12 protein-coding genes and 1 tRNA gene are annotated in these 11852 nt (G+C 67.1%); 7 read left to right on the top strand and 6 right to left on the bottom strand.

What is annotated here, in order from left to right; all coding sequences use genetic code 11:
• The first annotated feature begins 202 nt into the window (after positions 1–202).
• From ACFWIW_RS31820 to ACFWIW_RS31800, 5 genes are all read left to right on the top strand, one after another.
• Positions 203–931 (top strand): amino acid ABC transporter ATP-binding protein, encoded by a 729-nt coding sequence (locus tag ACFWIW_RS31820; RefSeq protein ID WP_173426348.1) that lies wholly within the window; start codon positions 203–205, stop codon positions 929–931.
• 55 nt (positions 932–986) lie between these two features.
• Positions 987–1844 (top strand): glutamate ABC transporter substrate-binding protein, encoded by an 858-nt coding sequence (locus ACFWIW_RS31815; protein WP_378371859.1) that lies wholly within the window; start codon positions 987–989, stop codon positions 1842–1844.
• An 84-nt stretch (positions 1845–1928) separates the two neighbouring features.
• The gene (locus tag ACFWIW_RS31810; RefSeq protein WP_378371858.1) at positions 1929–2624 is read left to right on the top strand and encodes an amino acid ABC transporter permease; all 696 of its coding nucleotides are present in this window, start codon (positions 1929–1931) and stop codon (positions 2622–2624) included.
• Entirely contained in the window at positions 2621–3526 is a 906-nt protein-coding gene (locus tag ACFWIW_RS31805; protein ID WP_378371857.1) for an amino acid ABC transporter permease, read from the top strand. The genes ACFWIW_RS31810 and ACFWIW_RS31805 overlap by 4 nt, the downstream gene beginning before the upstream one ends.
• Before the next feature lie 121 nt (positions 3527–3647).
• Positions 3648–4091, top strand: coding sequence for a class I SAM-dependent methyltransferase (locus ACFWIW_RS31800; RefSeq protein ID WP_378371856.1), 444 nt, complete (start codon positions 3648–3650; stop codon positions 4089–4091).
• Between the two features lie 147 nt (positions 4092–4238).
• On the opposite strand, the gene ACFWIW_RS31795 is transcribed toward ACFWIW_RS31800, so the two are convergent.
• The 5 genes from ACFWIW_RS31795 to ACFWIW_RS31775 all read right to left on the bottom strand — a co-directional run bounded on the left by ACFWIW_RS31795 (position 4239) and on the right by ACFWIW_RS31775 (position 8456).
• A tRNA-Glu gene (locus ACFWIW_RS31795) sits at positions 4239–4310 on the bottom strand.
• 314 nt (positions 4311–4624) lie between these two features.
• The gene (locus ACFWIW_RS31790) at positions 4625–5377 is read right to left on the bottom strand and encodes a succinate dehydrogenase/fumarate reductase iron-sulfur subunit (RefSeq protein WP_005164720.1); all 753 of its coding nucleotides are present in this window, start codon (positions 5375–5377) and stop codon (positions 4625–4627) included.
• Complete coding sequence (locus ACFWIW_RS31785) at positions 5374–7290, bottom strand: fumarate reductase/succinate dehydrogenase flavoprotein subunit (protein ID WP_378371855.1); 1917 nt, start codon at positions 7288–7290, stop codon at positions 5374–5376. The genes ACFWIW_RS31790 and ACFWIW_RS31785 overlap by 4 nt, the downstream gene beginning before the upstream one ends.
• A gap of 51 nt (positions 7291–7341) precedes the next feature.
• Positions 7342–8172 carry a hypothetical protein gene (locus tag ACFWIW_RS31780; RefSeq protein ID WP_378371854.1) on the bottom strand — a complete coding sequence of 277 codons (831 nt, stop codon included), beginning with the start codon at positions 8170–8172 and terminating at the stop codon, positions 7342–7344.
• Positions 8169–8456 (bottom strand): hypothetical protein, encoded by a 288-nt coding sequence (locus ACFWIW_RS31775; protein ID WP_016332714.1) that lies wholly within the window; start codon positions 8454–8456, stop codon positions 8169–8171. Before ACFWIW_RS31775 ends, ACFWIW_RS31780 begins: the two co-directional genes overlap by 4 nt.
• A 264-nt stretch (positions 8457–8720) precedes the next feature.
• Between ACFWIW_RS31775 and edd the strand changes: the two genes are divergently transcribed.
• Together edd and eda are read left to right on the top strand one after the other, a co-directional pair.
• Positions 8721–10610, top strand: a complete 1890-nt coding sequence (edd, locus tag ACFWIW_RS31770) for a phosphogluconate dehydratase (RefSeq protein WP_378371853.1) — start codon at positions 8721–8723, stop codon at positions 10608–10610.
• Positions 10607–11227, top strand: a complete 621-nt coding sequence (gene eda / locus ACFWIW_RS31765) for a bifunctional 4-hydroxy-2-oxoglutarate aldolase/2-dehydro-3-deoxy-phosphogluconate aldolase (protein WP_016332712.1) — start codon at positions 10607–10609, stop codon at positions 11225–11227. Before edd ends, eda begins: the two co-directional genes overlap by 4 nt.
• Before the next feature lie 43 nt (positions 11228–11270).
• On the opposite strand, the gene ACFWIW_RS31760 is transcribed toward eda, so the two are convergent.
• Positions 11271–11708, bottom strand: a complete 438-nt coding sequence (locus ACFWIW_RS31760) for a GNAT family N-acetyltransferase (protein WP_378371852.1) — start codon at positions 11706–11708, stop codon at positions 11271–11273.
• Between the last annotated feature and the right edge of the window lie 144 nt (positions 11709–11852).

Here is an 11852-nt window from a genome sequence, read left to right as displayed (position 1 = left end):
GCTGATCAGCGCCGGACGGCGGCGGATCGGGCCGTCCGGTGGCTTGAGAACGATACGGACTTGAAACCCTAAGTATTGGTCAAGCCGCCTTTACAAGCGGTCCGACGGGAGTAGGTTTCCGCCATCGCGTGGTGCCTGACCCCGCAGTCCCCTGCAAACGAACGCTCCTGGAGGCCAGATGACCGCGGAGGTGGCGGCGCCGATGATCAAGGCGGCCGCCGTGAACAAGTACTTCGGCGACCTGCACGTGCTCAAGGAGATCAACCTCGAGGTGCCGCGTGGGCAGGTCGTGGTCGTGCTCGGGCCGTCCGGGTCTGGCAAGTCGACGCTGTGCCGGGCGATCAACCGGCTGGAACCCATCAACTCCGGCGAGATCGCGGTGGACGGTGTTCCGCTGCCCGCCGAAGGAAAGGCGCTGGCCGCGCTGCGCGCCGACGTCGGCATGGTGTTCCAGTCGTTCAACCTGTTCGCGCACAAGACGATCGTCGAGAACGTCATGCTCGCGCCGATGAAGGTCCGCAAGGTCAACTCGGCCGAAGCCCGCAAGACCGCGATGGACCTGCTCGAACGTGTCGGCATCGCCAACCAGGCCGACAAGTACCCCGCCCAGCTTTCCGGCGGGCAGCAGCAGCGTGTGGCGATCGCCCGCGCGCTGGCCATGCGCCCCAAGGTGATGCTGTTCGACGAGCCGACCTCGGCGCTGGACCCGGAGATGGTCCAGGAGGTCCTCGACGTGATGACCACGCTCGCCAAGGACGGGATGACGATGCTCGTCGTCACCCACGAGATGGGCTTCGCGCGGCGCGCGGCGAACCGGGTGGTGTTCATGTCCGACGGCGAGATCGTCGAGGACTCCACCCCGGACGAGTTCTTCACCAAGCCGAAGACGGATCGCGCCAAGGACTTCCTCGGCAAGATCCTGACCCACTGAGGTCTTCCCCGCCGGCCGGTATGGCTGGACAAGATTCGGAAGGAAACTGAGAACAATGCGGTTGAACCGAGTTCTGCGAATGAGCGCGGCCGTCGTGGCGGCCGGGCTCGCCCTCTCCGCCTGTGGCGGCGGCGGGTCGGACGCCGGCAGCGGCTCCAGCGGCGCCAAGAACGTCGTGGCGAAGGCCAAGAACGACAAGAAGCTCGTCATCGGCATCAAGTTCGACCAGCCCGGCCTCGGCCAGAAGCAGGCGGACGGCACCTACGCCGGCTTCGACGTCGACGTGGCGAAGTACATCGCCAAGGAGCTCGGCGTCGAAGAGTCGGGGATCACCTGGAAGGAAGCGCAGTCCGCGCAGCGCGAAGACCTGATCAAGAAGGGTGAGGTCGACTTCATCGTCGCCACCTACTCGATCACCGACAAGCGCAAGAACGAGGTCTCCTTCGCGGGCCCGTACTTCATCGCCCACCAGGACCTCCTGGTGCGCGCCGACTCCACCGACATCACCGGCCCGGAGTCGCTGACCGGTAACAAGAAGCTCTGCTCGGTCAAGGGTTCGACCCCGGCGCAGAACGTCAAGGAGAAGTACGCCAAGGAAGTTCAGCTCGAAGAGCGCGGCAAGTACACCGACTGCGTCACCTCGCTGCTGAACAAGACCGTCGACGCGATGACCACCGACGACGTCATCCTCGGCGGCTACGCCGCGCAGCAGCCCGGCAAGCTGAAGCTGGTCGGCAAGGGCTTCACCGACGAGAAGTACGGCGTCGGCTTGAAGAAGGACGACAACGAGAGCATCACCGCGATCAACAACGCGATCAAGAAGATGCAGCAGGACGGCTCGTGGAAGGCCGCTCTGGAGAAGAACGTCGGCCCGTCGGGCTACAAGATCCCCGAGCCCCCGGCCATCTCCTGACCCCCGGCTCGCTGAGCCGCTGAACTGAAGGAATCGAACGGTGCGCCGTGTACCGCGGCGCACCGTTCCCATACCGAGGCTGGGTTGAGCACCTTGTTCGATTTCCTCGACAATCCCAATTACGACTTGCTCGGCGCCTTCTGGATGACGATCAAGCTCACCTTCTTCTCCGCGATCGGGTCCCTGATCTGGGGAACCATCCTGGTGGGGATGCGGGTGAGCCCGGTTCCGATCATGCGGGCGTTCGGCACCGCCTACGTCAACATCTTCCGGAACACCCCGCTGACGGTGATCATCGTCTTCACGTCGCTGGGATTGTCCTCCACCCTGGGACTCAACCTGGCCTCGTCGGAGTCGACGACGTCGTTGGAGGACAACGCCTTCCGGCTCGCGATCCTCGGCTTCGTCGCCTACACCGCGACATTCGTCTGTGAATCGCTGCGGTCGGGTATCAACACCGTCCCGGTCGGCCAGGCTGAAGCGGCCCGCGCGCTGGGGCTCGGCTTCGTCCAGGTGCTGACGTTGATCGTGCTGCCGCAGGCGTTCCGGTCGGTGATCGCGCCACTGGCGAACGTCATGATCGCGCTGTTGAAGAACACCACGGTCGCCTCGATCATCGGTGTGGCCGAAGCGTCGCTGCTGATGTCGGACATGATCGAGAACGAATCCGACTCGCTGCTCCTGGTCTTCCTGGTCTTCGCCGTCGGGTTCGTCATCCTGGTCCTCCCCCTCGGCCTGCTGCTGGGCTGGGTCGCCAAGAAGGTCGAGGTCAAGCGATGAGCGCGCAGACCGTCCTCTATGACATTCCCGGCCCGAAGGCCCGGGCGCGGAACTGGCTCTACAGCGTTCTTTTCGTCCTCGTCCTGGCGCTGGCCATCTACTACATCTACGCGGGCTTCGACGAGAAGAACCAATGGGCGGGGGCCCTGTGGGATCCCTTCCTCAAGGGCTCGACCTGGAGCGAGTTCATCGTGCCCGGTCTGCTCAACACCCTGAAGGCCGCGGCGCTGTCGATCGTGATCGCGCTGCCGATCGGCGCGCTGCTGGGCATCGGCCGGCTGTCGGACCACAAGTGGATCCGGGTCCCGGTCGGCGCGGTCGTCGAGTTCTTCCGGGCGATCCCGGTGCTGCTGCTGATGGTCTTCGCCGCGGCGTTCTACGCGTTCTACACCGACATCGACGCCGAGATCCGCCCGCTGTTCGCCGCGGTGACGGGCCTGGTGCTCTACAACGGTTCGGTCATGGCCGAGGTGTTCCGCGCGGGCATCCTCTCCCTGCCCAAGGGCCAAGGTGAGGCCGCGTCCGCGCTGGGCATGCGCAAGACCCAGATCATGATGACCGTCCTGCTGCCGCAGGCGGTCACCCTGATGCTGCCCGCGCTGGTGAGCCAGCTGGTCGTCATCCTCAAGGACACGGCGCTGGCCGGTCAGCTGACCATCGGCTTCAACGAGCTGATCCGCAGCACCGGACCGCTCACCGGGCTTTACGGCAACACGATCCCGACACTGATCGTCGTCGCGATCATCTTCATCGTGCTGAACCTGCTCCTGAGCTGGTTCGCGTCGTGGCTGGAGAACAAGCTGGCGCGGCGGAAGAAGGCTCCGAAGGGGGCCAAGCCGGTGCACTCCGCACCGTCGAGCGTGGTCATGCAGCGCGACGACGCGAGCGGTGGCGCACTGTAGCTCCGTAAGTACATGAAGGCCCCCTTCCTTGCGCCTAGGTACAGGAAGGGGGCCTTCATGTACTTCGGGATAGGCCTCTTGGTCCTGTCGGGACAGCGGTCGCTCGGCTAGCGTCGGCCGTATGGCGGACCAGGCCGCGACGCTGCTCGAAGCGCTGCCGGACCTGGCGGGCAGGGCGGTCCTGGTCGTCGGGTGCGGCGATGGCCGCTATCCGCGCCTGCTCCGGGAAGAGGGTGCGCGCCGCGTCGTCGGTGTCGACGCGGACCAGACGTTGATCGCGGCCGCCCAACGCGAAGAGGAACGCGACCCCGTCGGGATCTCCTACGAAGTCCACCAGCTCGCCCGGCTGCCGGTGATGGGGGCCTTCGACGTCGTCCTGGCCTTCCTGGACTCCCCCGCCCATCTCGGTCGCGTCGCCGCGAGCCTGGTGACGGGCGGGCTGCTGGTGGTCGTCGCCACGAACGGGCTCAACCTGGAAGAAGGCCTGCGGGACAACGGTTTCCAGGACCTCGTCCTGCGCCGCCACGAGAGCGGCGACGTGCACAGCGCCCGCAAGACGGGCTGAGTCGCGCACCCTGGTGTCGAGCCAGGCTGGCCGGGGCTATGAATCCCGGCCGGTCGCCGGACCGTGCGCGTCTGGCGGTATGGGACACACGGACCCCACACCACCGCACCGGTACGACGGAACAGGTTTCCCCGCCGTGCCGGGGCGTAGCGCGTGTGGGAGTCGAACCCACGTCACCGGGGTGAAAACCCGGTATCCCTTCCGCTGGACCAACGCGCCTTGGCCTGGAACACAGTCCGGCACGCGCCGCGCACCGGACTGCTTCGTTCCAGAAATCAGGGTCACCGAAAGAAAAAGCCGCCCGGTTCGGTTTCCCGAAGGGCGGCTCCACGTATGCGACGTCTCGTTAAGACATCGGCCGGGAGCCGTGTTTCTCTTCCATACCAAGGGCCATGGCGTAACAACGTCGCGTCATGCGTCCTCCTCGGTCGGTGTGCGGTAAGTGTGCGGCAAACAAGAGAGCGGCGGCAACCGATTTAGCTCGTGAGTGGCAAGGACGGTTAGAACCGTCCTTGCCACTCACGAGGCCCGCGCTACTTGTCCCGCCGGAAAAGCTTGTTCCCCAGCCACACGATGGGGTCGTACTTCCGGTCGGCGACGCGTTCCTTCATCGGGATCAGCGCGTTGTCGGTGATGTGGATACCCTCCGGGCACACGTCCGAGCAGCACTTGGTGATGTTGCAGTACCCGAGGCCGTGCTCCTCCTGCGCCTCGTCACGCCGGTCGGCGACGTCGAGGGGATGCATTTCGAGTTCGGCGATCCGCATCAGGTACCGCGGGCCGGCGAAGGCCTCCTTGTTCTCCTCGTGGTCACGCACCACGTGGCAGGTGTTCTGGCACAGGAAGCACTCGATGCACTTGCGGAACTCCTGCGAGCGCTCGACGTCCACCTGCTGCATCCGGTACTCCCCCGGCTTCAGCTCCGGGGGCGGCGTGAACGACGGGATCTCGCGGGCCTTGGTGTAGTTGAACGACACGTCGGTCACCAGGTCGCGGATCACCGGGAACGTCCGCATCGGCGTCACGGTGATGACCTCGTCCTCGGTGAAGGTCGACATCCGCGTCATGCACAGCAGCCGCGGTTTGCCGTTGATCTCCGCCGAGCACGAACCGCATTTGCCCGCCTTGCAGTTCCACCGCACCGCCAGATCCGAGGCCTGGGTGGCCTGCAACCGGTGGATGATGTCGAGGACGACCTCGCCCTCGTTGACCTCGACACTGTAGTCCTGCAGCTCACCCGAATCGGCGTCGCCGCGCCAGACCCGGAAACTCGCCTTGTAGCTCATGCCGGACTCCCGGGGTGCGAAGCCAGTTCTTCGTCGGTGTAGTACTTCCCCAGCTCGGACAGTTCGAACAGCTCCAGCAGATCCTGCCGCAACGGTGTCTGCGCCTTGACCTCGACGCCGATGTCCGGCACCACCGGGTTGTCGCCCGGCGTGGCCGAGCAGACCAGGAGTTTGTTGCGCCACTGGGCGTCCATGCCCGGATGGTCGTCCCGCGTGTGCCCGCCCCGACTCTCGGTCCTGGTGAGCGCGGCCCTGGCGACGCATTCGCTGACCATCAGCATGTTCCGCAGGTCGACGGCGAGATGCCAGCCGGGGTTGAACTGCCGGTGCCCCTCGACGGTGACCCGCTTGATCCGCTCGCGCAGTTCGCCGAGCTTCTCCAGCGCCCGCTCGATCTCCTCCGCCTTGCGGATGATGCCGACGAGGTCGTTCATCGACTGCTGCAGCTCGGTGTGCAGGCTGTACGGGTTCTCCTCGACGCCGTCACCCGGCGGGTCGAACGGCGCGAGCGCCATCGCCGCGGCGGCGTCCACATCGGACTGACTGACCTTCGGACGGTCCTTCAGCTCCGCGACGTAGGACGCGGCACCGAGGCCCGCGCGACGGCCGAAGACGAGCAGATCCGAAAGGGAGTTGCCACCGAGCCGGTTCGAGCCGTGCATCCCGCCCGAGCACTCGCCGGCGGCGAACAGCCCCGGCACGCTCGACGACGCGGTGTCCGGGTCGACCTCGATCCCGCCCATCACGTAGTGACAGGTGGGCCCGACCTCCATCGGTTCCTTCGTGATGTCGACGTCGGCGAGTTCCTTGAACTGGTGGTACATCGACGGCAGCCGCTTGCGGATCTCCTCCGCGGGCAGCCTGCTGGCGATGTCGAGGAAGACCCCGCCGTGCGGCGATCCCCGGCCCGCCTTGACCTCGGAGTTGATCGCGCGCGCGACCTCGTCACGCGGCAGCAGATCCGGCGTGCGGCGGTTCTTCTCCTGGTCGGTGTACCAGCGGTCGGCTTCCTCTTCGCTGTCCGCGTACTGCCCCTTGAACACGTCGGGGACGTAGGAGAACATGAACCGCTTGTCCTCGGTGTTCTTGAGGACCCCGCCGTCACCGCGAACGCCTTCGGTGACCAGGATCCCCTTCACACTCGGCGGCCAGACCATGCCCGTCGGGTGGAACTGGACGAATTCCATGTTGATGAGCGTCGCCCCGGCCCGCAGCGCCAGCGCGTGCCCGTCACCGGTGTACTCCCACGAATTCGAGGTGACCTTGAAGGATTTCCCGATGCCGCCGGTCGCCAGCACCACCGCCGGCGCCTCGAACAGGATGAACCGGCCGCTCTCGCGCCAATACCCGAACGCGCCGGAGATCCGGCCGTCCTCGGTCAGCAGCTCGGTGATCGTGCATTCGGCGAAGACCTTGATCCTCGCCTCGTAGTCACCGGTCTCCTTGAAGTCCTCTTGTTGCAGCGAAACGATTTTCTGCTGCATCGTGCGGATCAGTTCGAGCCCGGTCCGGTCGCCGACGTGCGCGAGCCGCGGGTACGTGTGCCCGCCGAAGTTGCGCTGGCTGATCCGGCCGTCGGCGGTGCGGTCGAACAGCGCGCCGTAGGTCTCCAGTTCCCAGACCCGGTCCGGCGCCTCCTTGGCGTGGAGTTCGGCCATGCGCCAGTTGTTGAGGAACTTCCCGCCACGCATGGTGTCGCGGAAGTGCACCTGCCAGTTGTCGTTCGAGTTCGCGTTGCCCATCGACGCCGCGCAGCCGCCTTCGGCCATCACCGTATGCGCCTTGCCGAAAAGCGATTTGCACACCACCGCGACGCTGAAACCGCGTTCACGCGCTTCGATGACCGCGCGGAGGCCGGCACCGCCGGCACCGATCACCACCACGTCGTAGCTGAGCCGTTCGACCTCGGTCATGAAAAGAGCCACCTCAAAGCTTGTCGCCGGGGACGGGAGATTCCCGCACCGCTAGTTGATGAACCGCAGATCCGAAATCGCACCGCTCGCCACGAGCATCACGTAGAGGTCGGTCAGCACGAGCGTGCCGAGCGTCGTCCACGCCAGCGCCATGTGGCGGGTGTTGAGTTTCGTCACCTGCGTCCAGATCCAGTAGCGGACCGGATGTTTCGAGAAGTGCTTGAGCCTGCCGCCGGTCACGTGACGGCACGAGTGGCACGACAACGTGTACGCCCACAACAGGATCACGTTGCCGAGCAGCACGATGTTGCCGAGCCCGAAACCGAACCCGCCGGTCTTGCCGTGGAACGCGGTGATCGCGTCGTAGGTGTTGACCAGCGAGACGACCACGGCCACGTAGAAGAAGTAGCGGTGGGCGTTCTGGATGATCAGCGGCAGCCGGGTCTCCCCGGTGTACTTCGCGTGCGGTTCGGCGACCGCGCAGGCGGGCGGCGAGAACCAGACGGCCCGGTAGTAGGCCTTGCGGTAGTAGTAGCAGGTCAGCCGGAAGCCCAGCAGGAACGGCAGGACCAGGAAGCCGAGCGGGATGAAACCCGGCAGTTCGCCGAACCAGGCCCCGAAATGCCGGGAGCCTTCGACGCAGGATTCCGAGACACAGGGCGAATAGAACGGCGTCAGGTAGTGGTACTCGGGCACCCAGTACGCGGTGCGCACGAAGGACCTGATCGTCGCGTAGATGATGAAGGCGGAGAGGCCGAGGACGGTCAGCAGCGGGGACAGCCACCATCGGTCGGTGCGCAGCGTTTTCTCGACGATGAGGGCCCGCGACGGCGCGCGGACCCCCGTTCCCCGTCCGGCCTCGTTGCCGGCGGGGGCGCTCACCGCTGGTCGCGCTTGTAGCCGCCGACGCCTTCGTCATCGGCGCCTTGCCACAGCGCCGGGTCGTAGGGCGTATCGGGAACTTGGACCCGGTCGGCGGCCTTCGCCTGCGCGGGCACCGCGTTCGGGGTCGTGTCGAGGTCGGTCGCGTCGATGTCGAGACGCTCGACGTCGTTCGCCAGGCGCCGTACCGCCGAGGCGTCGCCGTATCGGGAGCGCAGCGCGCCGACGCACTGCCTCAGCTGACCGATGGCTCGCCGAAGCTCGGCGATCTCTGTGGTGGACATCGGTACCTCCCGATGGTCGGTTCGGTTGGCCGCTTGAGCCTTCGAGGGCAAGCGATTCCTCGCCATCCCGACTCTGCCGCGCGTTGTGCAATGTGACAAGTAGCACAGTAGAACCTAGGGGCGTGACGGAGGTCACGCGAGTCGATCTTCTGTATCGATTTTGATTCGGGCTTTCCCCTGGGTTACTGTGGCCACTGTCACGACCCAGCGACGTCAGCGTTGCCGTCCCGCGGACCACCACGACCAGTGATCCGGAGCCGGACAATGAGCACCGCCCCGAACGTCCACCCCATCATCGCCGAAGTCACCGAACGCATCGCCGCCCGCAGCGCCGAAACCCGCGCCGCGTACCTCGAGCGCGTCGCCGCCGCCCACGAAGAAGGGCCGGTGCGGCGCGGCCTCGACTGCAGCAACCTCGCCCACGGCTTCGCCGCGATGGAAGGTGTCGACAAGGCGGCACTGCGCGCCGCGCGGGCGCCGGGCGTCGCGATCGTCTCGTCCTACAACGACATGCTGTCGGCCCACCAGCCGATGCAGGAGTACCCGGCGATGCTGAAGGGCTCGGTCCGCCAGGCGGGCGGCGTCGCCCAGTTCGCCGGCGGTGTGCCCGCGATGTGCGACGGCGTCACCCAGGGCCGCCCGGGCATGGAGCTGTCGCTGTTCAGCCGCGAGGTGATCGCGATGTCGACCGCGATCGCGCTGTCCCACGACATGTTCGACGCGGCGCTGCTGCTCGGCGTCTGCGACAAGATCGTGCCCGGTCTGCTGATCGGGGCGCTGTCCTTCGGGCATCTCCCGGCGATCCTGGTGCCCGCCGGGCCGATGAACTCGGGCCTGCCGAACAAGGAGAAGGCGCGCGTGCGCCAGCTCTACGCCGAGGGCAAGGCGACCCGCGAAGACCTGCTGGACGCCGAAGCGGCTTCGTACCACTCGGCGGGCACGTGCACCTTCTACGGCACCGCCAACTCGAACCAGATGGTCGTCGAGGTGATGGGCCTGCACCTGCCGGGCGCCAGCTTCGTGCAGCCGAACTCGCCGCTGCGGAAGGCACTCACCGAAGAGGCCGGACGCCGCGTCGTGAAGCTCTCGCGCGGCGAGGAGTACACGCCGATCTCGCGCGTGCTCGACGAGAAGGCCGTCGTCAACGGTGTCATCGCGCTGCTCGCCACGGGCGGCTCGACCAACCACACGATGCACCTCGTCGCGATCGCCGCCGCCGCGGGCATCCAGCTGACCTGGGACGACTTCTCCGATCTGTCGTCGGTCATCCCCCTGCTGGCCCGCGTGTACCCGAACGGCAGCGCCGACATCAACCACTTCCACGCCGCCGGGGGCATCCAGTTCCTGGTCGGTACGCTGCTCGACGCGGGCCTGCTGCACGAGGACGTCCAGACCGTCGCCGGACCGGGCCTGCACCGCTACCGGCAGGAGCCGATCCTTTCCGAGGGCGAACTGGTCTGGCGCGACGTGCCGACGCGCAGCCTCGACGAGGACGTCCTGCGGCCGGTGTGGCGGCCGTTCGCCGCCGACGGCGGGCTGCGGATGGTCGCGGGCAACCTCGGCCGCGCGGTGATCAAGGTGTCGGCGGTGGCGCCGGAGCACCGGATCGTGCAGGCGCCGGCGCGGGTGTTCACCGACCAGAAGTCCTTCAAGGACGCTTTCGAGGCCGGCGAGCTGGACCGCGACGTCGTCGTCGTCATCCGGCAGCAGGGTCCCCAGGCCAACGGCATGCCGGAGCTGCACGGGCTCACCCCGGCGCTCGGGGTGCTGATGGACCGCGGGTACCAGGTGGCGTTGCTCACCGACGGCCGCATGTCGGGCGCGTCCGGCAAGATCCCGGCGGCGATCCAGGTGACCCCGGAAGCCGCCGTGGGCGGCCCGATCGCGCGGATCGCCGACGGCGACGTCGTCCGCCTCGACGCCAAGGCCGGGACGCTCGACGTCCTCGTGGGTGACGAAGAACTCGCCCGTCGTGAACTGGTGGACTCCCCACCTTCGGAGGCATCCTGGACCGGCACCGGCCGGGAGCTGTTCGCGGCGCTGCGCCGCGCGGTCGGCCCCGCCGATCAGGGCGCGAGCGTGTTCGGACCGCTCACGCCGGAACACTTCGGCGCTCCGGCGCACACGTTGACCCCTGTGGAGGTAACCCAGTGACCACCGGCGCCGACCTGCTCGGCCTGTCCCCCGTGATGCCCGTCGTCGTGCTCGACGACGCCGCCGACGCCGTGCCCACCGCGCGGGCCCTGCTCGCGGGCGGGATCGGCGTGATCGAGCTGACCCTGCGCACCCCGGCGGCACTCGCCTCCATCGAGCGGATCGCCGCGGAGGTCCCGGAGATCGTCATCGGCGCCGGGACCGTCACCGCGCCCGAACACGCCAAGCAGGCGGCCGACGCCGGCGCGAAGTTCCTGGTGACCCCGGGCTGCACGGACGCCGTGCTGGACGCCGCGTTCGACACCGGTCTGCCGTTCCTGCCGGGCGCGAGCACGGTTTCGGAGGCGATGCGGCTGGCCGAACGCGGGCTGACCGCGCTGAAGTTCTTCCCCGCCGAGGCCAGCGGCGGCGTCGCGTACCTCAAGTCGATCGGCGGGCCGCTGCCCGGGCTGAAGTTCTGCCCGACCGGCGGCATCACCGTGAAGACCGCACCGGACTATCTCGCACTGTCCAATGTGGGCTGCATCGGCGGTTCGTGGCTGACGCCGAAGGATGCCTTGGCCGCCAAGGACTTCGGGAAGATCGAGGCGTTCGCGGCGGAGGCTTCGAAACTCTGAACTTGGTGAGGGCCACTCGGGTGACGGGCGGCCCTCACTGTTTTCACAGGGGCAACTGGTACTGGATGAAGCCCCGGTTGACCGCGACCCGGTCGTACAGGCGGCGCGCGGTCGCGTTGGATTCCTTGGTGTGCCAGTAGACCCTGCCGCAATCGCGGTCGCGCGCCCAGTCCGCGACGGCCTCGATCAGCGCCCGCGCGACCCCTTTGCCGCGGGCTTCCGGCGCGGTGAACAGATCCTGCAGATAACAGACGTCGGTGAGCGCGGAAGTGCTGGGATGCACCAGGAAATGCGTGATCCCGACGAGCTCGCCGTCCACGTGGGCACCGAGCGCGTGCATCCGCTCCCCCGCCTGGAACTCGCGCCAAGCTCGGTCATAGACCTCTTGGGGCGCAACACGTTCGTAGAAGGCGATGTACGCGCGGAACAGGTGTTCCCAGGCTTCGCGGTCTTCGGGCTTCAAGGGCTCGATGGTGATCATGTCCGTCCTCCCGGTGATCACCCGAGCCTAGGGTTTCGCCGGTGTCCCGCGAGTGGCCACTCACGCGGTAAAGCAGGCTGCCACTCGCTGCGCGCGGCTTGCCGGGGAGGACGTTGCGAAAGCCACTTTCGCAACATTGAAGGT

The organism is Amycolatopsis sp. NPDC058340, assembly GCF_042723975.1.
Lineage (GTDB): Bacteria > Actinomycetota > Actinomycetes > Mycobacteriales > Pseudonocardiaceae > Amycolatopsis.
Note: the sequence above shows the minus strand (reverse complement) of the source record. Positions and strands in the feature narration are given on the sequence as shown.

Bases quoted from the DNA above. Each gene is read 5' to 3' on its own strand.
- ACFWIW_RS31820 (WP_173426348.1), top strand. From the start codon at position 203: ATGATCAAGGCGGCCGCCGTGAACAAGTACTTCGGCGACCTGCACGTG.
- ACFWIW_RS31815 (WP_378371859.1), top strand. From the start codon at position 987: ATGCGGTTGAACCGAGTTCTGCGAATGAGCGCGGCCGTCGTGGCGGCC.
- ACFWIW_RS31805 (WP_378371857.1), top strand. From the start codon at position 2,621: ATGAGCGCGCAGACCGTCCTCTATGACATTCCCGGCCCGAAGGCCCGG.
- ACFWIW_RS31800 (WP_378371856.1), top strand. From the start codon at position 3,648: ATGGCGGACCAGGCCGCGACGCTGCTCGAAGCGCTGCCGGACCTGGCG.
- ACFWIW_RS31790 (WP_005164720.1), bottom strand. From the start codon at position 5,377: ATGAGCTACAAGGCGAGTTTCCGGGTCTGGCGCGGCGACGCCGATTCG.
- ACFWIW_RS31785 (WP_378371855.1), bottom strand. From the start codon at position 7,290: ATGACCGAGGTCGAACGGCTCAGCTACGACGTGGTGGTGATCGGTGCC.
- ACFWIW_RS31775 (WP_016332714.1), bottom strand. From the start codon at position 8,456: ATGTCCACCACAGAGATCGCCGAGCTTCGGCGAGCCATCGGTCAGCTG.
- edd (WP_378371853.1), top strand. From the start codon at position 8,721: ATGAGCACCGCCCCGAACGTCCACCCCATCATCGCCGAAGTCACCGAA.
- ACFWIW_RS31760 (WP_378371852.1), bottom strand. From the start codon at position 11,708: ATGATCACCATCGAGCCCTTGAAGCCCGAAGACCGCGAAGCCTGGGAA.